Consider the following 23,860-nt stretch of genomic DNA (forward strand, 5'->3'; position numbering starts at 1 on the left):
GACTGATAGTGGCAAAACAGTTCACAAAAACAAGTTTTTTGTCGCCTGGTTTGATCGGAATGACAAACGATCGGTAAAAACGTGATAATCATCCGCCAGTTATGCCCACGCAGGACAAGGGAGATCGTTATGAAAACCATAGGACTGATTGGGGGTATGAGTTGGGAATCGACCCAGACCTATTACCGGTTGATCAATGAGAAAGTGCGTGACCAGCTGGGCGGCCTGCACTCGGCACGCCTGGTGCTGTACAGCGTGGATTTTGCCGAAATCGAGGCGCTGCAACACCGGGGTGACTGGGAGTCCACGGCGAAGATTCTGGGCGAGGCCGGCAAGGCTCTGGAATCGGCGGGTGCCGACTTTCTGGTGCTCTGCACCAATACCATGCACAAGATCGCACCCGGCATAGAGGAGGTGATCAATGTGCCTCTGCTTCATATTGCCGATGCCACAGCCAGTGCCCTGCTGCGGGATGGCATCAGCCGGGTAGGGCTGCTGGGTACCCGTTTCACCATGGAGCAGACGTTTTATATCGAACGCCTGGAGGCTCAGGGCATCGAGGTTCTGGTTCCGGATCATGACCAGAGGAACACTATCCATTCCGTCATATACGAGGAGCTGTGTCAGGGGGTGGTTAGCCCGGATTCAAAATCGGCGTATCTCGGCATCGTTGATGCCCTGTCTGATCGTGGCGCGGAAGGGGTGATCCTGGGCTGCACCGAGATCGGCCTGCTCATTCAGGGCAGCGACACGGATGTGCCGCTTTATGACACCACCGAGATTCATGCGGAACAGGCCGTCAAGCTGGCTCTCCGGGAGGATTCCCCCGTCAAGGCAAGCCAGTGGTTGAGCTGAGTGTCTGGCTGCAGATAGCCCTGCTGACCCTCGGTGCGGGGATTACCATGTCCGTCGGGGCGGCGCTGGCCGGTATTGAGCGCATCCGTCCCGGCTGGCTCGAAGACGAATTCCGCCATGCCGTGATCGCCTTCGGCGGTGGCGCCCTGCTGGCGGCAGTGGCTCTGGTTCTGGTGCCTGAAGGCATTCGCAGCCTGTCTTCATCCGCTGTTTTCGGCTGGTTCGCCGCCGGCGGTGTGGCGTTCATGCTGCTGGACCGCTGGCTGGCGGCCCACGGTACCTCGGCGAGTCAGCTCACGGCGATGCTCTCGGACTTTGTGCCCGAAGCCCTGGCGCTGGGCGCAACGTTTACGGTCTCGAGGGAGTCCGGCCTCCTGCTGGCCGGGATCATTGCCCTGCAGAACCTGCCGGAAGGTTTCAATGCCTATCGTGAACTGGCGTTATCCACGAGGTATCGCGGTTCACGGGTGGTGCTGGCGTTCGCTTTGACGGCGCTGTTGGGACCGGTGGCGGGACTCACCGGGCATTTCCTGCTCGCCGGCTATGATGATGTGATCGCCTCAATCATGCTGTTTGCGGCCGGGGGCATCCTCTACATTATCTTTCAGGACATCGCGCCCCAGGTGCGGTTGCAGAATCACTGGGCGCCGCCGCTCGGTGCAGTGGCGGGCTTTCTGCTTGGAGTCATGGGTAAGCTGGCCCTGGGCGCCTGACCCTGTGGCTGAATCCCGCAGAACCAGATACGCCTGTCGCCCGTATAGCTCTCAATATCAGTAGCCAACTAAGGAGTTTCCGTGGATTTGAGCGCGCAGTATACCGTTATGTTGTGGGGTGTGTTCGTGGTGATTACCACCTGGGTTGTCCAGTGGTTTGTGGCCAGTCTCACCAAGGCGTCGCAGCCGGGAGCCATTCCCGGACGTATTGATGCCTCACTGAGCCATGACTCGTTTGTCTTTCGGGCTCACCGGACGTTCATGAATTCTCTGGAAAATGTTCCGGCCATGCTGGGGACCGCTTTCCTGGCGGTTCTGGCGGGGGCGGATCCGTTCTGGTCGGGTTTGCTGGTGTGGGTGTTTGCCGTTGCCCGGATTATTCATATGGCGCTGTATTACGCCATTGCCACCGAGCGCAATCCAAGCCCGCGAAGCTATTTCTTCATGATTGGCATGCTGGCGCAAATAGGGCTACTGGGGGTGTGTGCTGCGGGCCTGGTCTGACCCGCAGCCGTTTAATCAACCGCCTTTTTTATCGCCTTCTTCCTTGGCGGCAAGAATCCGCTCCAGGTTCTGGTGCAGCATTTCTTCGAGCTTGATCAGCTGTTCGCGGTTTTTTTCATTCGGGCGGTTGGTGTAGAGATCAACGTAGGTCCGGGTGATCTCGTCGAGAATGGGGTGGAGCTTTTTGTGCTCTTCATCGGCCATAATCCTGCCCTCCTTTGGACTTGATCCGACTTCGTGTTGGATATCACCACGTTACCCCGGAGCTACTTCCGGGGCAAGCGTGGTCAGGGCGGGCCTGGCTTACTCCATGTTGGTTGCGCCGATACGATGGATGGTCAGATCGGCCCCGTTGAACTCTTCCTCTTCGCTCAGGCGAAGGCCGGAGATTCTGGCAATGACGCCATAGACAATCAGGCCACCAATAAAGGCAACAGCAACGCCGGCGAGTGCGCCGATGATCTGTGACATCAGGCTGACGCCCCCGAGGCCGCCCAGTGCCTCATTACCAAAGATACCGGCTGCGATGGCTCCCCAGACACCGCAGATACCGTGCAGCGGCCAGACACCCAGTACGTCGTCCAGTCGCTCGATCCGGTCCTGGGCCCATTCGAACATCACCACGAAAATGGCGCCGGCGATGCCGCCGGTGATCAGTGCCCCTACCGGGTGCATCAGATCGGACCCGGCACATACGGCGACCAGGCCGGCCAGCGGGCCGTTGTGGATAAAGCCGGGGTCCTTGCGGCCCATAAGCATGGACACAAGGATGCCGCCCACCATGGCCATCAGGCTGTTCACGGCAACCAGGCCGCTGATGCCGTCCAGGGTCTGGGCTGACATGACGTTGAAGCCGAACCAGCCGACGGTAAGAATCCAGGCACCCAGTGCCAGAAAGGGAATGTTGGATGGTGCAAAGGCGACAACGCGGCCATTGCGATAACGACCGGTCCGGGCACCCAGGAGCAGGACGGCGGCCAGGGCGATCCAGCCACCGACGGCATGCACCACAACAGAGCCGGCAAAGTCGTGAAATCCTGCACCAAACTGGCTCTCAAGCCAGGCCTGGAAACCGTAGTTGCCGTTCCAGACAATCCCTTCGAAAAACGGATAGACGAAGGCAACAATCAGGCCGGAGGCAATCAGCATCGGGTAGAAACGGGCCCGCTCAGCAATGCCGCCGGAGACAATGGCCGGGATGGCGGCGGCGAAGGTCATCAGGAAGAAAAACTTCACCAGTTCATAGCCGTTGGCTTCGGTTAACTGCGCGGCGCTGGTGAGAAAATGGCTGTCGTAGGCGATGGTGTAGCCGACAAAAAAGTAGGCAACCGCCGAGATGCCGAAGTCGGTCATGATCTTGACCACCGCGTTGACCTGGTTCTTGTGCCGCACGGTTCCCACTTCCAGGAAGGCGAAGCCGGCGTGCATGGCCAGAACCATGATGGCGCCGATGAGAATGAACAGGGTGTTGGTGCTGTCAGTCAGAGTATGAACTGCGCTCGTGATATCCACGGATCTCTAGCTCCTGATTTCTTGATGTTTTTCCGCTCTCTGGCGGCTTGTGCACGAGAAGCGAACACTAAAAGCAAGTAGTGTTCCAAAATGGTTCATATTTCGACGGGTTAACGGGTTAGCAGAGCTTTGTCTGTTAAATGATCAATTCTTTTGCCGGGAGTTGCACCATGAATGTGCGCAATCCGGGGTGTCGCACCAAACTGTTCGTGCAGGGTGATCGGGAGCTCCGGGTGCTGTTACCGTCTGTCTTGAGGTAAAGTCGGGAATCAACCGTCAATACAGTCATGTGGAGACCGATCTATGAGTGACCCAACCTACACACCGCCCCGAGTCTGGAAGTGGGATCCCGGTAACGGCGGTAAATTTGCCAGTATCAACCGCCCCATCGCCGGCCCCACCCACGACAGGGAGCTACCGGTCGGTGAGCATCCGTTTCAGCTGTATTCGCTGGCGACGCCTAACGGTGTGAAAGCCACAATCATGTTTGAGGAGCTGCTGGAAAAGGGCATCAAGGAGGCGGAGTATGACGCCTGGCTGGTGCGAATCACGGAAGGCGAGCAGTTCAGCAGTGGTTTCGTGAAGGTGAACCCGAATTCGAAAATTCCGGCCATGATGGATCGGAGTGTGGAACCGGGTATCCGCCTGTTTGAGTCCGGCTCTATCCTGTTTTATCTGGCCGAAAAATTCGGTGAGTTTCTTCCCTCCGATCCCGCTGCGCGGGCTGAAACCATGAACTGGCTGTTCTGGCAGATGGGCAGTGCGCCTTTCCTTGGCGGCGGCTTCGGTCATTTCTATGCCTACGCGCCGGAGAAGTACGAATACCCCATCAATCGCTACACCATGGAGGTGAAGCGCCAACTGGATGTGCTCAATCGTCAGCTGGCGGATAACCGGTATATTATCGGGGATGAGTACACCATTGCCGATATGGCGATCTGGCCCTGGTACGGTGCGGTGGTCAAGAATCTGGTGTATGACGCGGCCGAGTTTCTGGAGGCCCATACCTATACCCATGTGATCCGGTGGGCTGATGAGGTGGCCCAGCGCCCGGGGGTTCGTCGTGGCCGCATGGTGAACAAGACCTGGGGCGAGCTGTCCTCGCAGCTGCATGAACGCCATGACGCCAGTGACTTTGAACTGCGCACCCAGGACAAGCTGGAACAAGGGAAGTAATCAAGGAGTAGACATGGCACGGCCCGCCCCTCTGTCGGAACAAGAGATTTATCACCGCTGCCCGCTGGACAAGCTGGAGTTCGACACCACCGAATCACTGGAGGACCTTGACCTTCCCTTCGGTCAGGACCGTGTACTGCGGGCTCTGGAATTCGGGGCCAGTATGAAAGCGGATGGTTTCAACCTGTTTGTTCTGGGGCCGACCGGTGCGGGCAAGCATGAGCTGGTGCGTCGTTTCCTCGACCGCCATGCCGCCGATAGTCCCGTCCCATCCGATTGGTGCCATGTCTACAATTTCAGCCACTCGGACCGGCCGGGTGTCATCCGGCTACCGGCGGGCGAGGGCAGAGCTTTCAAGGACGACATGAATGAGCTGGTCGGTGAGCTGAAGACAGCGATTCCGGCCACCTTCGAGAGTGAGGAATACCAGGCCAGAATCCAGGAACTTCAGGAGGAGGTCTCCCGGCGTCAGCACCAGGGGCTGTTCGAGATCCAGGAGGAGGCCAACCGTAACAACATTGCCATGCTCACCACGCCGGCCGGTTTCACCTTTGCCCCCATGCGGGACGGAGAGGTTATTGACCCGGATGAGTACAAGAATTTTTCGGATCAGGAAAAAGAGCTGATCGAGAGCAAGGTGGAAGACCTGCAGAAAAAGCTCCAGCAGGCGATCCAGCAGATTCCCCGTCTGCGCAAGGAGGTACGTGAACGTATCCACGCGCTGAATGAGGAAATGGTTCAGCTCACCCTGGGTGGCCCGATGGGGGCTCTGAGGGAGAAATGGGCGAATCTGGAAGACATCGTAGCCTATCTGGATGCGGTCCGGGAGGATGTGGTGGAGCACGCCGAAGCCTTTCAGGACAATGAAAACGGACCGCCCCAGGGGCTGCTCAACCGTTACCGGGTGAATCTGCTGGTGGACAATGCCGACACCCGGGGCGCGCCGGTGATCTACGAAGACCTGCCCAGCCACCAGCATCTGGTCGGGCAGATCGAACACCGGGCTCACCAGGGCAGTCTGTACACCGACTTCACGCTGATCCGCAGTGGCTCCCTGCATCGGGCCAACGGGGGCTACCTGATTCTGGATGCCCGGCGGGTGCTGTCCCAGGCCATGGCCTGGGACAGCCTCAAGCGGATTCTCCTGTCCGGCGAAATCCGGATCGAGTCGCTGGAGCGGCTGTACGGCCTGGCGTCCACGGTGAGCCTGCAACCTCAGCCCATCCCCCTATCCGTCAAGGTGGTTATGGTGGGGGATCGGACGCTCTATTACCTGTTGTCCCATTACGATCCCGATTTCCTGGATCTGTTCAAGGTCGAGGCGGACTTTGAGGACGACCTTGAGCGCGACGAGCAGAGCTACGCACTCTATGCCCGCATGATTGCCACCATGGCCCGGGGTGGTGGGCTGAGAGCCCTGGACCGGGCAGCGGTCGCCCGTCTGATCGAGCATGCCAGTCGGCTGGCGGCGGATCAGAAGAAGCTGACGGCCCATGATCGTGTCCTCAAGGATCTGCTCAGCGAGGCCGATTACTGGGCCGGTCAGGGCCACTGCCGGTTCATCGAGGCGTGCCACGTACAGCAGGCCATTGATGAGCGCGAATACCGCGCCAGTCGCATTCGTGAGCGCAGTCTGGAACAGATTCGCCGGGGCGTGGTAATGATTGCCACCGAGGGTGAACAGGGCGGGCAGGTCAATGGCCTGTCGGTCCTGCAGCTGGGTGCGACCCTGTTCGGTCAGCCCACCCGGATTACCGCGACAGCCCGGCCGGGCCGGGGCCAGGTGGTGGACATCGAACGGGAGGCCAAGCTTGGTGGCCCGATTCACAGCAAGGCGGTCATGATTCTTTCCCGCTTCCTGGCCAACCGGTATGCCCCGATGGGCGAGTTGTCACTGTCCGCCAGTCTGGCGTTTGAACAGTCCTACGGCGGTGTCGAAGGGGATTCCGCCTCGGTGGCGGAAACCTGCGTGCTGCTGTCGGCCATCACCGGCGTTCCGTTAAAGCAGTCGCTGGCCGTTACCGGCTCGATGAACCAGCAGGGCGAAGTGCAGGCTGTGGGTGGGGTGAACGAGAAAATCGAGGGCTTCTTCCGTGTCTGCCAGCAGAATGGCGGTGTGGACGGCCAGGGCGTGTTGCTGCCTGCCAGTAATGTCGAGCACCTGATGCTCAATGAAGAGATCCGTGAAGCGGTCCGGGAAGGACGCTTTTCTATCTATCCGGTTCGTCATATTGATCAGGCCATCGAGCTGATGACTGGCAGGGTCCCGGGCGAAGCAGAGCCGGGGGCGGAGTTTCCGGAGGGCAGTTTCAACCGCCAGGTGGCGGACCGCCTCGCGGCGTTTGCGGAGGTGGGCCGGCGCACCGACGATGAGGGAGAGGGTGGCAATGGCAAAGCCTATGATGCCTGACCAGCCGGGGCCGACTCAGGTGACCGGCCGCGTACTGATTCTGCTGGACGGCTCACGCCAGAGCCTGGCGGCCCTGGACGTGGCTGCCGAGATCGCCCATGGGCGCGGTGCGCAGGTATTGGGCATCTTCGTGGAGGAGCAGAACCTGTTGCGCAGTGCCGGCTACGGCTTTGCCCGGGAGGTTGGCAGCAGTTCCGGCGCCGTTCGGCCCCTGGATTCCGGGCAACTGCAGGCAAGGCTCGAGGCGCTGGCCCAACAGGCACGGCTGGCCCTGGCCAGGGCTATGTCTTCCCGTGGTATTGCCCAGGCCCTGACACTCTGCCGGGGACAGGTACCGGAGGAGGTGCTGGGATTGGTGCAGCCGGAGGATCTGCTGATCCTGGGGCAGGTTGGCTGGTCTGGTGCTCCGGGCGCCCGACTGGGGTCAACGGCCCGCGCCCTGATGCGGCGGGCTCCCGGGGACGTGCTGTTATGGGCGGATGGCGTTCGGCCCAGTGCCCGGCAGCGGGTAGTGGTTGTGCTTAACCACGACCAGGGGGCCAACCACCGGGCGATCCGTGTCGGTGCCGAACTGGCCGCCCGGCACCACCAACCGATGTCGGTTCTGTTACGGACGTCCGGTGATGAGGACGGTCAGGTGGCCGAGGATATTCTGTCCTACCTCGGCCAGCAGGGGATCAGTGCCCGGGTCAGGCGTCTACCCATGGCGACACCGGCTGCCCTGATCCGCAGCCTGAAAGAGGAGCAGGCGGCTCAACTGGTTCTCAGCCGCCAGAGCAGCCTCTTCCTGGACCAGGGGGCAGAAGCCCTGCTGGAGCAGATGCATCTGCCGGTCACGGTGACACCCTAGCCTCAGGCCCGTTTGCGCGCCTCAACACCACTGAGGATTTCATCGACGTCGCCAGCGCTCAGGGTTTCCTGTTTCATTACGGCCTGCGCCAGGGCGTCGAGCTGTTCCCGGTGCTCGGTCAGGAAACTGACGGTTTCGCTTTCGAGTTTCACCAGTTGGGCCTGAATTTCCGAGTCGATCATCTCCGCCAGTTTTTCACTGTATTCCCGCGGGGCGCCCATTTCCTTGCCCAGGAAGATGTGCTCCTCGCCGATGCCCAGGCCCATCGGGCCGACGCTGTCGCTCATGCCCCACTGACCAACCATGCGTCTCAGCAGTTTGGTCGCTTCTTTCAGATCATTCTGGGCGCCTGTACTGACCTCGCCGTAGACAATCTTCTCCGCCGAGCGGCCGCCCAGCATGACCCGGATCCGGTCTTTCAGATAGCTTTCGGTATAGGTGTACTTGTCTTCCCGGGGTGTCTGTTCCGTGACACCCATGGCCATCCCGTGGGGAATGATGGTGAGTTTGGTGAGTGGATCGGCCTTGGGCATGTAGTAAGCCATGATGGCATGGCCGCATTCGTGGTAGGCAACCGATTCCCGTTCCTCGGCGGTGAGGTGGGCTTCCCGTTCCTCGCCCAGGATGATCCGGTCCCGGGCCAGTTCAAAGCAGTGTTCGTTCACCTGATCAAGGTTTTCCCGGGCGGCGGTCAGGGCAGCTTCGTTCACCAGGTTTTTCAGGTCTGCGCCGGAGAAACCCGTGGTGCGCGCGGCCACCTGGGCAAGATCCACATCCGGAGCAAGTGGAACCTTGCGGGCATGCACCTCCAGTATGGCCTGACGGGCTTCCTTGTGGGGGCGGTCCAGGGTGATCTTGCGGTCGAACCGGCCCGGGCGGAGCAGGGCGGTATCGAGAACATCCGGGCGGTTGGTGGCGGCCAGCACCAGAATGTTTTCATGGGCTTCAAAGCCGTCCATCTCGGTCAGGATCTGGTTCAGGGTCTGCTCGCGCTCGTCGTGGCCGCCACCCAGCCCGGCGCCCCTTGAACGGCCGACGGCGTCCAGCTCATCGATAAAGATCAGCGCCGGCGCTTCCTTGCGGGCGTTCTGGAACATGTCCCGCACCCGCGCGGCCCCGACCCCGACAAACATCTCGATGAATTCCGAGGCGCTGATGCTGAAGAAGGGCACATCGGCTTCGCCGGCAATGGCCCGGGCCAGCAGCGTCTTGCCGGTGCCTGGCGGGCCTACCAGCAGGATGCCCTTGGGCATGACGGCGCCCAGTCGCCGGTATTTTTCCGGCGATTTCAGGAAGTCGATGATCTCGGTGATCTCCCGCTTGGCCGACTCGATGCCAGCCACATCGTCCAGGGTTGTGGTGGAGGTTTCCTTGCGAGCCCTCCTTGCCCGGGACTTGGCGTAGTCCAGCGCTCCGCCGCCCTGGGTCATGCGGCGCTGGGCGGCGCCCCAGAACCAGAACATCAGCGCCAGCAACAGAATCCACGGCAGGAAGCCGAGGATCAGTTCCTGCCACCAGGGGCGGCCCGAGGGTGCCCCGCGAATCACCACCTGTTGCTGTTCGAGCAATGGCAGAAGTTCCGGGTCTTCAACCGGCGGGCGCAACGACAGGAAGTCTCGTACGGGGGTGCCGGTGTCCGGGCCGAAACGTGCCGCGCCGGATTCGGTCAGTTGTCCCCGGATTTCCTCGTTGCGCAGGGTGACCGATTCCACCTGTCCGGCGGTGACCGCCTCCTTGAACTGAGAGTAGGCCAGCTCCGTTTGCCGGGGCTGGCCTGCGTCCTGAAGCCACAGGAACATCAGGAAGATGGCCGCGCTGAGCCACAGGAAGGAATACTGGTTCGGGATGGCCGGCTGCGGCGCCTGGCTGCCGTTATCCGGTTTTTTCGGGTCGTTGGGGGCTGTCATCGTGGTCTCCGGTCCCCCTCCATGATCTTGGCCACAAACACCGCCTTGCCGTAGGTTTCGAAGGACCACTTCATGGTGTCCGACAGTGCGGCCATGACGTCGTCATAGTCGCCGAAGATTTCCGTGCTCATGCGCCCGGGGACGACCTCCAGACCGGTTTTCTCCAGTCGGCTGATGAGCTCGCGAATCGGGTCCTTGTAATCTTCCCGCAATGGGTAACAGCTCAGTTGTACCGATACATACATGGTTTGCCTCCCGGTTGGCGTCGGTTGCAGAGGTTGTGTCAGTAGCCCATGGCCGAAGAGGTGCTTCGCCTGGGGTCTGCCCCTCCATAAAGCGTACCATCTTCACCCACCAGGATACTCTGGATGGCCCCCATTGCCCGGTTGGTGGTCACAGTGTGGCCACGTTCTTCGAGCAGGCGGATGGTGTCGGGGCTGATGCCCTGTTCGATCCGGATTTCATCCGGTAGCCACTGGTGGTGGATGCGGGGCACGCTGACGGCGGTCTGGATGTTCATATCGTGGTCGATCACGTTCATCAGCACCTGCAGGGTGGTGGTGATGATCCGGGAGCCGCCGGGGCTGCCGGTGACCAGGAAGTTGCGGCCGTCTTTCCGGACGATGGTTGGCGACATGGAGCTGAGCATGCGCTTGCCCGGTTCGATCCGGTTGGCCTTGCCGCCAATCAGACCATAGGCGTTGGGCACACCCGGCTTGGCGCTGAAATCGTCCATTTCATTGTTCAGCAGGAAACCGGCGCCCTCAACGGTGATGCCGGAGCCGTAGCTGAAGTTGATGGTGTAAGTATTGGAAACCGCGTTGCCCCAGCGGTCCACTACAGAAAAATGGGTGGTTTCGTTGCTTTCCCAGCCCGCTGGTTTGCCGTGGCTGATGTCACTGGCTGGTCGGGCCCTGTCCGGATCAATGCCCTGGCGGAGTTCGTCGGCGTAATCCTTGCTGGTCAGCCCTTTCAGGGGCACCTCGACGAAGTCGGTGTCACCCAGATAACGGGCGCGGTCGGCATAGGCCAGTTTCATGGCTTCGGCCATGGTGTGAATGGTATCCGCCGAATTGTGGCCCATCTGTCCGATGGGATAGCCCTCCAGAATGTTGAGGATCTGGACAATGTGGGTGCCCCCGGACGAGGGCGGGGACATGGAGAACACGTCGAAGCCACGGTAGTTGCCGTGGATGGGCTGGCGGATAACCGGTTGGTAGTTGCGGAGATCCTCCCGGGTAATCAGCCCGTCATTCTTTTCCATCTGCTTTACGATCAGCTCAGCGGTACGGCCTTCATAGAATCCGTCGACGCCCTGGTCGGCAATGCGTTGGAGCGTGGCGGCCAGGTCCGGCTGCCGGAAGGTTTCGCCGGGCTGGGGTGCCGAGCCATCCTCACGGTAAAAAGTGGCCTTGGAGGCTGGCCAGCGCTTGAGTCTCTCGCTGGCCTGCTCCAGGCCTTCGGTGAAGCGCTGGGGAACCACAAAGCCCTCGCGCGCCAGGCGGATGGCGGGGGCAAGAGCTTCCTTCAGCGACAGGGTGCCGTGGCGTTCCAGTGCCAGGGCCAGGCCTGCCACGGTGCCGGGCACCCCGGCCGCCAGGTGGCTGAACCGGCTGCGTTCTTTCACCACATCGCCGTTTTCATCCCGGAACATGGCTTCGGTGGCTGCCGCCGGTGCGGTTTCCCGGTAGTCAATGGCCTCTGGCGCTGCACCGTCGCCCGGTGCATACAGCATGAAACCACCGCCGCCGATATTACCGGAGCGGGGCTGGGTGACGGCCAGGGCGAAGCCGGCGGTGACGGCGGCGTCCATGGCGTTGCCGCCGTCGCGGAGCACTTCCAGAGCCATTTCGGAGGCCAGGGTATGGCTGGTGGCGACCATTCCCCGGGTTGCCTGTACCGGGTGAAACCGTTCACCTTCGAGAATGGCCTGGGCGCCGGCCCAGGCCGGCAGCATGGCGAGCATGGCCATTAGTGCCAGAGGCGCGCGCCAGTCGGCCCGTGATCTGCTGTCCCTGCCGGTGTTCCTGTTCGCTGTGTCCATCGTCGGGTTCCTCGTTTCTGGCCGCCAGATACGCTATCATAGCGGGTCATTTTTACAGGTGCGCCTGATCCTTGTGCAAGGTTCCGCCTTGGGTTCCCCGTCGCGCCTGCTTTCCCGGATTCAAGTTAAGGAAAGGCTTTCATGGAGCATACCTATCGTCTTGTTATTTCCTGCCCCGATCGGGTCGGGATTGTTGCCAAGGTGAGTAATTTCCTGTCCACCTACAATGGCTGGATTACCGAGGCGAGCCACCACTCCGACACCCGCAATGGCTGGTTCTTCATGCGTCACGAAATCAAGGCCGAGTCGATCCCGTTTGGTCTGGATCAGTTCCGCGCCGCTTTCGAGCCTATTGCCCGCGAGTTCAACATGACCTGGCGCATTGAGGATTCGGCCCGGCCCAAGCGTGTCATCCTGATGTGCAGCAAGGAATCCCACTGTCTGGCGGACCTGCTGCATCGCTGGCACAGCAAGGAACTGAACTGCGAGATCGTGGCGGTGATTTCCAATCATGACGATCTTCGCCGCATGGTCGAGTGGCACGATATTCCCTATCACCACATCCCGGTCAGCCGCGACAACAAGTCCGAGGCGTTTGCGCACATTGAAGAGCTGTTTGCGCATTATGAGACCGACGTGGTGGTCCTGGCCCGCTACATGCAGATCCTGCCCGGCGAACTCTGCGATCAGTATGCCGGCAAGGTGATCAATATTCATCACAGCTTCCTGCCATCCTTTGCCGGGGCGCGGCCTTATCACCAGGCCTATGAACGCGGTGTGAAGCTGATTGGCGCCACCTGTCACTACGTGACCCAGGATCTGGATGAGGGCCCGATCATTGAGCAGGATGTGATTCGCATCAACCACAGCGACACCATTGAAGACATGGTGAGGCTGGGCAAGGATGTGGAGAAGAACGTGCTGGCCCGGGGGCTTCGTGCACACATCGAAGACCGTGTCATCACCTATGAAAACAAGACGGTAGTGTTCAACTGAGCCGTTAGCGGTTTGCCCCGGACCGGGGTGGACTGTGGTATAGTCGGCGGCTTGTTGATGAATAAAGACGGGGTCGGGATTCGACCCCGATTCGACGTCCAGATAACGCAAAGGAACCTTTCTCGATGGGTGAGTTAGCCAAAGAGATCCTGCCGGTCAATATTGAAGAAGAGTTGAAGCAGTCGTATCTCGATTACGCCATGAGCGTCATCATCGGCAGGGCATTGCCGGATGTGAGGGATGGCCTGAAGCCGGTCCATCGGCGGGTATTGTTCGCCATGTCCGAGTTGGGCAATGACTGGAACAAGCCCTACAAGAAATCCGCCCGTGTGGTGGGTGATGTTATTGGTAAATACCACCCCCATGGCGATTCGGCGGTGTACGACACCATCGTTCGTATGGCGCAGCCGTTCTCTTTGCGTTATCCGCTGGTTGATGGCCAGGGTAACTTCGGTTCCATTGACGGTGACAACGCCGCCGCCATGCGTTACACCGAAGTGCGCATGGAAAAGATGGCCCAGTCGCTGCTGGCGGATCTGGACAAGGAAACGGTGGATTACGTCGACAACTATGACGGCACCGAGAAGATCCCGGATGTGCTGCCAACCCGGGTTCCCAACCTGCTGGTGAATGGTTCTTCGGGCATTGCCGTGGGCATGGCCACCAATATCCCGCCCCACAACCTGACCGAAGTCATCAATGGCTGTCTGGGCCTGATTGATAACCCGGACCTGACCGTGGATGAGCTGATGGAGCACATTCCCGGGCCGGATTTCCCGACCAACGGCATCATCAATGGCCGTGCGGGCATTGTCGAGGCCTATCGCACCGGTCGCGGCCGGATCTACATCCGTGCCCGCCACGAGATCGAAGTCGACAAGAAGTCCGGTCGTGAATCCATCATCATCACCGAACTGCCGTACCAGTTGAACAAGGCTCGTCTGATCGAGAAGATCGCGGAGCTGGTCAAGGACAAGCGGATCGAGGGCATCACCGAACTGCGGGATGAATCCAACAAGGAAGGCATCCGGGTGGTGATCGACCTGCGCCGGGGCGAGAACGCCGATGTTGTGGTGAACAACCTGTTCGCCCATACCCAGCTTGAAACCGTGTTCGGTATCAACATGGTGGCGCTGGTCAATGGCGAGCCCAAGACGCTCAACCTGAAGGATATGCTTGAGGCTTTCCTGCGCCACCGCCGGGAAGTGGTCACTCGCCGCACCATCTATGAGCTGCGCAAGGCCCGTGAACGGGGCCACATTCTGGAAGGTCTCACGGTGGCTCTGGCCAATATCGACGAGGTGATCGAGCTGATCCGTCGCTCACCGTCGGCGGCCGAAGCCAAAGAAAAGCTGATGGACAAAGGCTGGGCGCCGGGTGATGTCCTGGCGATGCTGGAACGGGCCGGCGAAGACGCCTGCCGTCCGGATGACCTGCCGGAGTATTACGGGCTGCGCGACGGCCTGTACCACCTGTCACCGGAACAGGCCCAGGCCATCCTGGATCTGCGTCTGCACCGTCTGACCGGTCTCGAAACCGAGAAGCTGCAGAACGAATACAAGGAAATCCTCGACAAGATCGCGGATCTGCTGGAGATCCTGGGTGATCCGGACCGCCTGCTCCAGGTTATCCGTGATGAGCTGGCCGAAGTGGTCAACCAGTACGGCGATGAGCGCCGCACCGAGATCACCAGTTCCCGTCGTGACCTGACCATTGCCGATCTGATTGATGAAGAAGACCTGGTGGTGACCATTTCCCACGGTGGTTACGCCAAGACCCAGGCCGTTGAAGACTATCAGGCCCAGCGCCGCGGTGGCCGGGGCAAGTCCGCCACCTCCATGAAGGATGAGGACTTTATCGAGAAGCTGCTGGTGGCGAACTCCCACGACACCATTCTGTGCTTCTCGGATCGTGGCAAGGTCTACTGGCTGCGGGTATTCGAAATTCCCCGGGGCAGCCGTGGTTCCCGTGGTCGTCCGATGGTGAATATCCTGCCGCTGGATGAGGGCGAGCGCATCACCACCTTCCTGCCGGTCCGGGATTATCCGGAAGACCAGTTCGTGCTGATGGCCACCTCCAATGGCGTGGTCAAGAAAACCCCGCTGCCGAACTTCTCACGGCCACGCAGCAGCGGTCTCATTGCCCTCAATCTGGATGAGGGTGACACTCTGATTGGCGCCGCCATCACCGATGGCAATGCCGAAATCATGCTGTTCTCATCTGCCGGCAAGGCGGTGCGGTTCGCGGAGGATCAGGTGCGGCCAATGAGCCGGACGGCTCGTGGTGTGCGCGGCATCAAGATGCCGGAAGGTTACCACGTGGTTTCTCTGATCATCCCGCAGGAGGGCGGCGTGCTGCTGACCGCCAGTGAGCACGGCTACGGCAAGCGTACGGCCATTGAGGAATTCCCGGCGTACAGCCGTGGCAGCCAGGGTGTTATTGCCATGCAGTGCTCCGAGCGGAATGGCGACCTGGTTCGTGCGCTGCAACTGTTCGATGGCGATGAGATGATGCTGATCTCCGACAAGGGCACGCTGGTGCGTACCCGCACGGACGAGGTCTCCGTGCTCAGCCGAAACACCCAGGGCGTGCGCCTGATTCGTCTGTCCCAGGAGGACGAACGACTGGTGGGCGTTGAGCGGATTGCTGAGTCCGACGACGAAGACGATGTGGAAGGCGAGGAAAGCGAAGAATGAGCAGGGCGTACAACTTTTGCGCGGGTCCGGCCACCTTGCCGGAAGCCGTGCTGAGACAGGCCCAGGAGGAGATGCTGGACTGGCGCGGCACGGGCATGTCGGTGATGGAAATGAGTCACCGCAGTGACGATTTTGTCGCGATTGCCGAAGCCGCCGAACAGGACCTGCGGCAACTGGCGGGCATTTCCGATGATTATGCCGTTCTGTTCATGCAGGGTGGGGCGTCCAGCCAGTTTTCCACCATCCCGTTGAATCTGCTGGGCGATAAAGGCTCTGCCGATTACGTCAATACCGGCATCTGGTCGAAAAAGGCCATTGCTGAGGCCAGCCGTTACGCCGACGTGAATGTGGTAGCCAGCGCCGAAGCCAATGGCTTTACCAGCATTCCCGATCAGGCGGTGTGGCAGACCGGCGCCGACGCCGCCTATCTGCATTACACCCCCAACGAAACCATCGGTGGCCTGGAATTCGACTTCGTTCCGGACAGCGGCGATGTGCCGCTGGTGGCCGACATGTCGTCCACCATGCTGTCCCGGCCACTGGATGTCTCGAAGTTTGGTCTGATCTACGCCGGAGCCCAGAAGAACATCGGCCCCTCCGGGCTGGTTGTGGTGATCATCCGTAAGGACCTGCTGGGCAAGGCCCGCCGGGAAACGCCGACGATGATGAATTACCAGGTGATTGCGGATAACGGTTCGATGTACAACACACCGGCCACCTATTCCTGGTACCTGGCGGGGCTGGTCTTCAAGTGGCTGAAGGCCCAGGGCGGTGTTGAGGCCATGGCGAAAATCAATGATCGCAAGGCCCGCAAACTGTACGACTTCATTGATGGCAATGACTTCTATGCCAATCCGATCGAGCCGCGCTTCCGCTCCTGGATGAACGTGCCGTTCACCCTGGCTGAGGATGCCCTGAACAGTGAATTCCTGAAGGGCGCCGACGCCCGGGGCCTGCTGAACCTGAAGGGACACCGGTCCGTGGGCGGCATGCGCGCCAGTATCTACAACGCCATGCCGGAAGCGGGTGTGGATGCATTGATTGATTACATGGCGGAATTTGCGGAGGAGCAGGCCTGACCATGACCGACGAGCAGAAACGCCTGGCCGAGCTTCGGGACGAGATTGACCGGATTGATCAGCAGATCATGAAGCTGATCAGTGACCGGGCCGCCTGTGCCCAGGAAGTGGCCCATGTCAAAACGACCGCCACTCCTGACCAGGACGTTTTCTTCTACCGCCCGGAACGGGAAGCCCAGGTGTTGCGCCGGATCAAGGAGGCCAATCCCGGGCCGCTGGCGGGCGAGGAAATGGCCCGGTTGTTCCGGGAAATCATGTCTGCCTGCCTGGCTCTGGAAAAGCCGATGCACATCGCCTTTCTGGGGCCGATCGGTACCTTTACCCAGGCTGCTGCGCTCAAGCATTTCGGTCATTCCGTGGTCAGTGTGCCCATGCCCGCGATTGATGCGGTGTTCCGCGAGGTGGAATCCGGAGCGGCTCATTACGGCGTGGTCCCGGTTGAGAACTCGACCGAGGGGATGATCAACCATACCCTGGACATGTTCATGTCGTCGCCACTGAAAATCTGCGGCGAGGTGCAGCTTCGGATCCACCACCACCTGCTGGTGAATCCGGCCCACAACGATCAGGAAATCACCCGCATCTACTCCCACCAGCAGTCCTTTGCCCAGTGCCGGCAGTGGCTCGATACCCACCGTTACGGTGTTGAGCGGGTGACGGTGTCCAGTAATGCCGAGGCTGCCCGCCGGGCGGCCGAAGAGCCGGGTACTGCGGCCATCGCGGGTGATATGGCGGCAGAACTCTATGGTCTGGAAAAGCTCGCCAGCAGTATCGAGGACCGGCCGGACAATACCACCCGGTTCCTGATCATCGGTCGGGAAGAAGTGCCGGCCAGCGGGCACGACAAATCGTCCATTCTGGTGTCCATGCGTAACAAGCCAGGGGCCCTGTATCAGCTTCTGGAGCCATTCCACCGGCATGGCATCAGCCTGACCCGGATTGAAACCCGGCCATCGCCCAGCGGCACCTGGGCCTATGTGTTCTATATCGATTTTGAAGGGCACATGGCGGATGAGCAGGTTGCCCGCGTGCTTGCGGATGTGGACGACGAAGCGGTGGAACTCAAGCGATTGGGATCCTATCCCATCGGCGTACTTTAATTTTTTATTCCGGCGGATACGGAGGAAGTTTTTATGGCAGTGGATTATCAGAGTCTTGCGGTCCCGGGCGTCCGTGCTCTGTCTCCGTACCAGCCGGGCAAGCCCATTGAAGAGCTTGCCCGTGAACTGGGCCTGAATCCATCGGAAATCATCAAGCTGGCCAGCAACGAAAACCCGCTGGGCCCCAGCGACAAGGCCATGGCAGCGGCCCGTAAGGCGCTGGACGAGATGTGTCTGTATCCGGACGGTAACGGCTTCAATCTGAAGCAGGCCCTGTGCCGGCGTTACGGTATCGAGATGGACCAGATCACGCTGGGTAATGGTTCCAATGACGTTCTGGAAGTGATTACCCGCTGCTTTGCCGATGCCGATTCCGAGGTGATCTATTCCCAGTATGCCTTCGCGGTCTACCCGCTGGTGGCACAGGCTATTGGTGCCCGGGGCATCAGTGTGCCGGCTCGGGACTGGGGGCATGACCTCGATGCCATGGCGGATGCCGTCACCGATCGCACCCGGCTGATTTTTGTGGCCAACCCCAATAATCCGACCGGCACGGTTCATAAGTCGGACGCGATTGAAGCCTTCATGAAGCGCATTCCGGAAGAGGTGCTGGTGGTTCTGGATGAAGCCTACTGCGAGTACCTCACCGGGGACGAGTATCCGGACGGGCTGGACCTGCTGGAGCGCTACCCGAACCTGATCGTTTGCCGCACCTTTTCCAAGGCCTGGGGCCTGGCAGCGTTACGGGTGGGCTACGCCATCAGTTCCCCGGCCATCGCCGATATCCTCAACCGGGTCCGGCAGCCGTTTAATGTCGATACGGTGGCGCTGGCCGCCGCGACTGCGGTGCTGGACGATGAGGACTACCTGAAGCGGTCCCGGGACGTGAACGAAGCGGGCCTGCGTCAGCTTGAAGAGGGTCTGGACCGGATGGGTCTGCTGTACATTCCCTCCGCGGGCAATTTTGTCACCGTGGAAGTCGGCGAGGACGCTGCCGGCATCTACCGCTCCCTGTTGAATCGCGGTGTGATCGTACGCCCGGTTGCCGGTTACGGCATGCCGCAGCATCTGCGGGTGTCGGTTGGTCTGGCGTCCGAGAACGAGCGTTTTCTGGAAGCCCTCTCTGAAGCGATGATTACGGCCGGCGAGGAAGGCTGACGTGAGTGGTGGCCAGCCGCTGTTTGAACGGGTTGCCATTATCGGGCTCGGGCTGATTGGCGGCTCTCTGGCCAGTGCTGTCCGTCGGGGCGGACTGGCGGCGCAGGTTGTCGGTTACGATCAGCGACCGGAAGAACTGGCCCTGGGCGTAGACCTGGGTGTCATCGATCAGGCCGCGGACTCCATGGCGCAGGCGGTGTCCGGCAGTGATCTGGTGGTTGTCGCGGTTCCTGTGCGGGCCACCCGGACGGTGCTCGAGGCACTGCATCCCTTTCTGGACGAAGGCTCGATTCTGACCGACGTCGGCAGCACCAAATCCAGTTTCCTCAACGATGTGAAGGCGGTCTTCGGATCTGTTCCGGAGCGCGTCATTCCCGGCCACCCCATCGCCGGCTCCGAAAAGAGCGGCGTTAGCGCCGCCGACCCTTTTCTGTTTGCCAACCACAAGGTGATTCTCACGCCCCCTGAGGGAGCCGATGCCGAAAGTGTGCAGCGCCTGACCACTCTCTGGGAAGGTTGTGGGGCAACGGTGCTTACCATGTCTGTGGCCTACCACGATGAGGTGCTGGCAGCGACCAGCCATCTGCCACACCTGATCGCATTTTCGCTGGTCGACACCCTGGCTGGCGAAGACGAGAACATGGACATCTTCCGGTATGCCGCCGGTGGGTTCCGGGATTTTACCCGCATCGCGGCCAGTGATCCGGTCATGTGGCACGACATCTTTCTATCCAATCGCGATGCGGTATTGCGGGTGATTGACCACTTCACCCATGATCTTGATCAGTTGCGTGAGGCCATTGCCCGGGGTGATGGGGCCACGCTGCTGACGGTGTTCAGTCGTGCCAAAGCGGCGCGGGAACATTTTTCGAAAATGCTTTCAGGACAGGCTTACGTGACTAACAACAGCAACAAGCAGGTGACTTTCACGCTTCAGCCCGGTGGTACCGTGCAGGGCGATATCCGGGTGCCGGGTGATAAATCCATGTCCCATCGGTCCATTATGCTCGGTGCGCTCGCCGAGGGGGTGACCGAAGTGAAAGGCTTTCTGGAGGGCGAGGACAGTCTGGCCACCCTGCAGGCCTTCCGGGACATGGGTGTGGCCATCGAAGGTCCGGAGAACGGGCTGGTGCGCATTCATGGCGTGGGCATGAATGGTCTCCAGGCGCCGAGAGGTCCTCTCTACCTGGGCAACTCCGGTACCGCCATGCGGCTGTTTTCCGGGCTTCTGGCGGCCCAGCCTTTTGATTCCGAGCTGACCGGCGATGCCAGCCTGTCCCGCCGGCCGATGGGGCGGGTGGCCGACCCGTTGCGGGCCATGGGGGCCGTGATTGACACCGCCGAAGGTGGGCGGCCCCCGCTGAAGATCCGAGGCGGGCAGAAGCTGACAGGCATCCACTACCAGATGCCGGTGGCGAGCGCCCAAGTGAAGTCCTGTCTTCTGCTGGCCGGGCTCTATGCCGAGGGCATGACCTCGGTCACCGAGCCGGCACCCACCCGTGACCACACTGAACGCATGCTGGAAGGCTTTGGTTATCACGTGCATCGTGACGGCGCTACCGCCAGTGTGACCGGTGGTGGCCGTATGACCGCCTGCGCCATTGATGTGCCGGCGGATATTTCCTCGGCGGCGTTCTTCCTGGTGGCAGCCAGTATTGCCCGGGACTCCGACCTGACGCTGCGCCACGTCGGCATGAACCCGACCCGCGTTGGTGTCATCAATATCCTGGAGCGCATGGGCGCGGACATCGAGGTGCTCGAAGAGCGCGTGATCGGCGGTGAGCCGGTGGCGGACCTGCGCGTGCGTTCGGCAGAACTCCGGGGCATCGATATCCCGGAAGACCAGGTGCCGCTGGCCATTGATGAATTCCCGGTACTGTTCATCGCGGCGGCCTGCGCCAGCGGCCGTACCGTACTTCGCGGCGCCGAGGAGCTGCGGGTCAAGGAAAGTGACCGTATCCAGGTGATGGCCGATGGTCTGGCAGCACTGGGGGTTGAAACCACAGTGACACCGGACGGGATCATCATTGACGGTGGCCAGGAAATGGCGGGTGGTACCGTTGAGAGTCACGAAGACCATCGCATTTCCATGGCCTTTGCGGTGGCGTCGCTGCGCGCCACCGGTGCCATCCGGGTCAATGACTGCGCCAACGTGGCCACCTCATTCCCGGGATTTGTGGAGCTGGCCCAGAGCGTGGGCATCCGAATTCAGGCAGAGGGTGCAGGCGAATGACAGACAGCAAAGCTCCGGTCATCACCGTTGACGGCCCGGGTGGCGCCGGCAAGGGTACCATTACCCAGATGCTGGCCCGGACCCTGGGCTGGCATCTGCTGGACAGCGGCGCGTTGTACCGCCTGACGGCGCTGGCAGCAACCCGCCAGGGGGTATCGCTTGACGATGATCATGGCCTGGTCACCGTTGCGGCCTTTCTGGATGTGGCCTTTGAGCCAGGCGAGGAGGGCGAACCCGTCCGGGTGTTGCTGGAAGGCGAGGATGTAACCGGCGAAATCCGCACCGAAACCTGCGGAAATAACGCGTCGCTGGTTGCCGTCAAGCAGCCGGTACGGGACGCGCTGCTCCAGCGGCAAAGGGATTTCTGCAAAGCCCCGGGCCTGGTGGCGGATGGCCGCGACATGGGCACCGTCGTGTTTCCGGAGGCACCCTGCAAGATCTTCCTGACCGCCAGTGCTGAAGAGCGTGCCCGGCGAAGATTTGACCAGTTGAAGGGTTCTGGTGTCGATGTTAATATGCAGGATCTTTTAGATGAGATTCGGGCACGTGACGAGCGGGACATGAACCGTTCTGCGGCCCCTCTCAAGCCGGCGGACGATGCACAAGTCATTGATTCCACAGGTTTGAGTATCCAAGAGGTGTTTGACAGGTGTATGGCCGCCGCAGGCCAGGCCTGACTGCACCTTTTTGGTCGTTGTAATGCCGGCGAGAGCGTTAATTGCCAGCCCCTGGCTGTCGCCGGAATTCGTTAACAGACCGTGTTGCTGGCGGCACGGAGAATACTTGCGTTGATCACATAGGACACATAATGAGCGAGAGCTTTGCTGATCTTTTTGAAGAAAGCCTGAAAGAAATTGACATGCAACCGGGTTCCATCGTCCAGGGAACCGTAGTTGACGTCGACAACGACTGGGTCACCGTTAACGCCGGACTGAAGTCCGAGGGCGTTATCCCCGCCTCCCAGTTTCTTAACGAAAAAGGCGAGTTGGAAGTAGCTGTCGGCGATGTTGTCGATGTGGCTCTCGATGCTGTCGAGGACGGCTTCGGTGCAACCCGTCTGTCCCGCGAGAAGGCCAAGCGTGCCGAAGCGTGGAAAGTACTGGAAAAGTCCTTCGAGGCAGAAGAAGTTGTCAAGGGCGTGATCAATGGCAAGGTCAAAGGCGGTTTCACTGTCGACCTGTCTGGCATCCGCGCCTTCCTGCCGGGTTCCCTCGTGGACGTTCGTCCTGTGCGCGACACCACCCACCTGGAAAACAAGGAACTCGAATTCAAGGTTATCAAGCTCGACCAGAAGCGCAACAACGTTGTCGTTTCCCGTCGTGCGGTTCTCGAGGCCGAGAACAGCGAGCAGCGTGAAGCTCTGCTCGAAACCCTGACCGAAGGTCTGGAAATCAAGGGTATCGTCAAGAACCTGACCGACTACGGCGCGTTCGTGGATCTGGGTGGCGTTGACGGCCTGCTGCACATCACCGATATGGCCTGGAAGCGCATCAAGCATCCGAGCGAAATCGTGAACGTTGGTGACGAAATCAACGTCAAGGTCCTGAAGTTCGATCGTGAGCGTAACCGCGTATCCCTGGGTCTGAAGCAGCTGGGCGAAGATCCCTGGGTAGATATCAAGGGTCGTTATCCGGAAGGTTCCCGCGTTACCGCACGGGTGACCAACCTGACCGACTACGGCTGCTTCGCTGAACTGGAAGAGGGTGTTGAAGGTCTGGTACACGTGTCCGAAATGGACTGGACCAACAAGAACATCCATCCGTCCAAGGTTGTTCAGGTCGGTGACGAAGTCGAAGTGATGATCCTGGACATCGACGAAGAACGTCGTCGTATCTCCCTGGGTATCAAGCAGTGTGTTGCCAACCCCTGGGAAGAGTTCTCCACGAACTTCAACAAGGGCGACCGCATCGCCGGCAAGATCAAGTCCATCACTGACTTCGGTATCTTCATCGGTCTGGATGGCGGCATCGATGGTCTGGTTCACCTGTCTGACATCAGCTGGAACGAGACTGGCGAAGAAGCCGTTCGTGAATACAAGAAGGGCGACGAAGTTGAAACCGTTATCCTGTCTGTTGATCCCGAGCGTGAGCGTATCTCCCTGGGCATCAAACAGCTGGAAAGCGATCCGTTCGCCGAGTTTGTACAGCTGAACGACAAGGGCTCTATCGTTAAGGGCACTGTGTCTGCAGTAGACGCCAAAGGCGCCACTGTTTCCCTGAACGATGAGGTTGAAGCGGTACTGAAAGCCTCTGAAATCAGCCGTGATCGCGTTGAAGACGCTCGCAACGTGCTGAAAGAAGGCGAAGAAGTCGAAGCGAAGATCATCAGCATCGACCGCAAGAACCGCGTTATCAACCTGTCCGTCAAGTCCAAGGACGTTGAAGACGACAAGCAGGCGCTGGAAAGCGTCCGCACCAAGGCTGCAGAGTCCTCAGGCGCCACCACCATTGGTGACCTGATCAAGGAACAGATGCAGCAGCAGAACGCCAGTAAGGACTGAAATCCGGCTTGGTGTCAAAAAAACGGGCTCTAAGAGCCCGTTTTTTTTGTGTTTTTTTCTGGTTTGGCTAAACTGTAGGCGTTAGGGACCAGCAGTTGTCTGCGAAAAAACAACGACAGAGGGAAGC

General features: G+C 60.2%; 19 protein-coding genes. 14 read left to right on the plus strand and 5 right to left on the minus strand.

The annotated features are described in order from the left end of the window. Positions 1-129: 129 nt before the first annotated feature. From HNR38_RS03425 to HNR38_RS03435, 3 genes are all read left to right on the plus strand, one after another. Positions 130-855 carry an aspartate/glutamate racemase family protein gene (locus HNR38_RS03425; protein WP_183699832.1) on the plus strand — a complete coding sequence of 242 codons (726 nt, stop codon included), beginning with the start codon at positions 130-132 and terminating at the stop codon, positions 853-855. Further along, positions 843-1,568, plus strand: coding sequence for a ZIP family metal transporter (locus HNR38_RS03430; protein WP_343068223.1), 726 nt, complete (start codon positions 843-845; stop codon positions 1,566-1,568). The genes HNR38_RS03425 and HNR38_RS03430 overlap by 13 nt, the downstream gene beginning before the upstream one ends. An 87-nt stretch (positions 1,569-1,655) precedes the next feature. Continuing rightward, on the plus strand, positions 1,656-2,072 hold the full coding sequence (locus HNR38_RS03435) for an MAPEG family protein (protein ID WP_246362365.1): 417 nt from the start codon (positions 1,656-1,658) through the stop codon (positions 2,070-2,072). Positions 2,073-2,087: 15 nt separating this feature from the next. Here the strand turns inward: HNR38_RS03435 and HNR38_RS03440 are convergent, their stop codons facing one another. Next, entirely contained in the window at positions 2,088-2,276 is a 189-nt protein-coding gene (locus HNR38_RS03440) for a hypothetical protein (protein ID WP_183699834.1), read from the minus strand. A gap of 99 nt (positions 2,277-2,375) precedes the next feature. Beyond that, entirely contained in the window at positions 2,376-3,584 is a 1,209-nt protein-coding gene (locus HNR38_RS03445) for an ammonium transporter (RefSeq protein WP_183699836.1), read from the minus strand. A 303-nt stretch (positions 3,585-3,887) separates the two neighbouring features. Between HNR38_RS03445 and yghU the strand changes: the two genes are divergently transcribed. Genes yghU through HNR38_RS03460 form a run of 3 tightly spaced genes read left to right on the plus strand, consistent with a single transcriptional unit; the run spans position 3,888 to position 8,020 of the window. Next, the gene (yghU, locus tag HNR38_RS03450) at positions 3,888-4,760 is read left to right on the plus strand and encodes a glutathione-dependent disulfide-bond oxidoreductase (RefSeq protein ID WP_183699838.1); all 873 of its coding nucleotides are present in this window, start codon (positions 3,888-3,890) and stop codon (positions 4,758-4,760) included. 13 nt (positions 4,761-4,773) lie between these two features. Then, entirely contained in the window at positions 4,774-7,170 is a 2,397-nt protein-coding gene (locus HNR38_RS03455) for a Lon protease family protein (RefSeq protein ID WP_183699840.1), read from the plus strand. Further along, entirely contained in the window at positions 7,148-8,020 is an 873-nt protein-coding gene (locus HNR38_RS03460; RefSeq protein WP_246362366.1) for a universal stress protein, read from the plus strand. The genes HNR38_RS03455 and HNR38_RS03460 overlap by 23 nt, the downstream gene beginning before the upstream one ends. Before the next feature lie 2 nt (positions 8,021-8,022). Here HNR38_RS03460 and ftsH read toward each other — a convergent pair whose 3' ends face one another. From ftsH to ggt, 3 genes are read right to left on the minus strand one after another with little or no spacing between them, the layout of a single operon-like run. Beyond that, positions 8,023-9,927: an ATP-dependent zinc metalloprotease FtsH gene (gene ftsH, locus HNR38_RS03465; RefSeq protein WP_183699843.1), complete on the minus strand. Its 1,905-nt coding sequence runs from the start codon at positions 9,925-9,927 to the stop codon at positions 8,023-8,025. Continuing rightward, complete coding sequence (locus tag HNR38_RS03470; RefSeq protein WP_183699845.1) at positions 9,924-10,172, minus strand: YkoF family thiamine/hydroxymethylpyrimidine-binding protein; 249 nt, start codon at positions 10,170-10,172, stop codon at positions 9,924-9,926. Before HNR38_RS03470 ends, ftsH begins: the two co-directional genes overlap by 4 nt. 38 nt (positions 10,173-10,210) lie before the next feature. Continuing rightward, positions 10,211-11,899 (minus strand): gamma-glutamyltransferase, encoded by a 1,689-nt coding sequence (gene ggt / locus HNR38_RS03475; protein ID WP_246362432.1) that lies wholly within the window; start codon positions 11,897-11,899, stop codon positions 10,211-10,213. Between the two features lie 213 nt (positions 11,900-12,112). Between ggt and purU the strand changes: the two genes are divergently transcribed. From purU to rpsA, 8 genes are all read left to right on the plus strand, one after another. Then, a complete protein-coding gene (gene purU / locus HNR38_RS03480; RefSeq protein ID WP_183699849.1) occupies positions 12,113-12,967 on the plus strand; it encodes a formyltetrahydrofolate deformylase in 855 nt (284 codons plus the stop codon). A 125-nt stretch (positions 12,968-13,092) separates the two neighbouring features. Next, positions 13,093-15,663 carry a DNA gyrase subunit A gene (gene gyrA, locus HNR38_RS03485; protein ID WP_183699851.1) on the plus strand — a complete coding sequence of 857 codons (2,571 nt, stop codon included), beginning with the start codon at positions 13,093-13,095 and terminating at the stop codon, positions 15,661-15,663. Then, positions 15,660-16,742, plus strand: coding sequence for a 3-phosphoserine/phosphohydroxythreonine transaminase (gene serC, locus HNR38_RS03490; protein ID WP_183699853.1), 1,083 nt, complete (start codon positions 15,660-15,662; stop codon positions 16,740-16,742). Before gyrA ends, serC begins: the two co-directional genes overlap by 4 nt. 2 nt (positions 16,743-16,744) lie before the next feature. Then, positions 16,745-17,842, plus strand: a complete 1,098-nt coding sequence (gene pheA, locus HNR38_RS03495) for a prephenate dehydratase (RefSeq protein WP_183699855.1) — start codon at positions 16,745-16,747, stop codon at positions 17,840-17,842. A gap of 33 nt (positions 17,843-17,875) precedes the next feature. Next, the gene (hisC, locus tag HNR38_RS03500) at positions 17,876-19,000 is read left to right on the plus strand and encodes a histidinol-phosphate transaminase (RefSeq protein WP_183699857.1); all 1,125 of its coding nucleotides are present in this window, start codon (positions 17,876-17,878) and stop codon (positions 18,998-19,000) included. Between the two features lies 1 nt (position 19,001). Further along, on the plus strand, positions 19,002-21,233 hold the full coding sequence (locus HNR38_RS03505) for a bifunctional prephenate dehydrogenase/3-phosphoshikimate 1-carboxyvinyltransferase (RefSeq protein ID WP_183699859.1): 2,232 nt from the start codon (positions 19,002-19,004) through the stop codon (positions 21,231-21,233). After that, positions 21,230-21,910 carry a (d)CMP kinase gene (gene cmk, locus HNR38_RS03510; RefSeq protein WP_183699861.1) on the plus strand — a complete coding sequence of 227 codons (681 nt, stop codon included), beginning with the start codon at positions 21,230-21,232 and terminating at the stop codon, positions 21,908-21,910. Before HNR38_RS03505 ends, cmk begins: the two co-directional genes overlap by 4 nt. 131 nt (positions 21,911-22,041) lie before the next feature. Beyond that, the gene (gene rpsA / locus HNR38_RS03515; RefSeq protein ID WP_183699863.1) at positions 22,042-23,733 is read left to right on the plus strand and encodes a 30S ribosomal protein S1; all 1,692 of its coding nucleotides are present in this window, start codon (positions 22,042-22,044) and stop codon (positions 23,731-23,733) included. Positions 23,734-23,860: the final 127 nt, after the last annotated feature.

It is taken from the genome of Marinobacter oulmenensis (genome assembly GCF_014201735.1).
Lineage (GTDB): Bacteria > Pseudomonadota > Gammaproteobacteria > Pseudomonadales > Oleiphilaceae > Marinobacter > Marinobacter oulmenensis.

Coding starts and splice junctions, on each gene's coding strand:
- HNR38_RS03425 (WP_183699832.1), top strand. CDS start 130: ATGAAAACCATAGGACTGATTGGGGGTATGAGTTGGGAATCGACCCAG.
- HNR38_RS03440 (WP_183699834.1), bottom strand. CDS start 2,276: ATGGCCGATGAAGAGCACAAAAAGCTCCACCCCATTCTCGACGAGATC.
- yghU (WP_183699838.1), top strand. CDS start 3,888: ATGAGTGACCCAACCTACACACCGCCCCGAGTCTGGAAGTGGGATCCC.
- HNR38_RS03455 (WP_183699840.1), top strand. CDS start 4,774: ATGGCACGGCCCGCCCCTCTGTCGGAACAAGAGATTTATCACCGCTGC.
- HNR38_RS03460 (WP_246362366.1), top strand. CDS start 7,148: ATGGCAAAGCCTATGATGCCTGACCAGCCGGGGCCGACTCAGGTGACC.
- ftsH (WP_183699843.1), bottom strand. CDS start 9,927: ATGACAGCCCCCAACGACCCGAAAAAACCGGATAACGGCAGCCAGGCG.
- HNR38_RS03470 (WP_183699845.1), bottom strand. CDS start 10,172: ATGTATGTATCGGTACAACTGAGCTGTTACCCATTGCGGGAAGATTAC.
- ggt (WP_246362432.1), bottom strand. CDS start 11,899: ATGGCCATGCTCGCCATGCTGCCGGCCTGGGCCGGCGCCCAGGCCATT.
- purU (WP_183699849.1), top strand. CDS start 12,113: ATGGAGCATACCTATCGTCTTGTTATTTCCTGCCCCGATCGGGTCGGG.
- gyrA (WP_183699851.1), top strand. CDS start 13,093: ATGGGTGAGTTAGCCAAAGAGATCCTGCCGGTCAATATTGAAGAAGAG.
- serC (WP_183699853.1), top strand. CDS start 15,660: ATGAGCAGGGCGTACAACTTTTGCGCGGGTCCGGCCACCTTGCCGGAA.
- pheA (WP_183699855.1), top strand. CDS start 16,745: ATGACCGACGAGCAGAAACGCCTGGCCGAGCTTCGGGACGAGATTGAC.
- hisC (WP_183699857.1), top strand. CDS start 17,876: ATGGCAGTGGATTATCAGAGTCTTGCGGTCCCGGGCGTCCGTGCTCTG.
- cmk (WP_183699861.1), top strand. CDS start 21,230: ATGACAGACAGCAAAGCTCCGGTCATCACCGTTGACGGCCCGGGTGGC.
- rpsA (WP_183699863.1), top strand. CDS start 22,042: ATGAGCGAGAGCTTTGCTGATCTTTTTGAAGAAAGCCTGAAAGAAATT.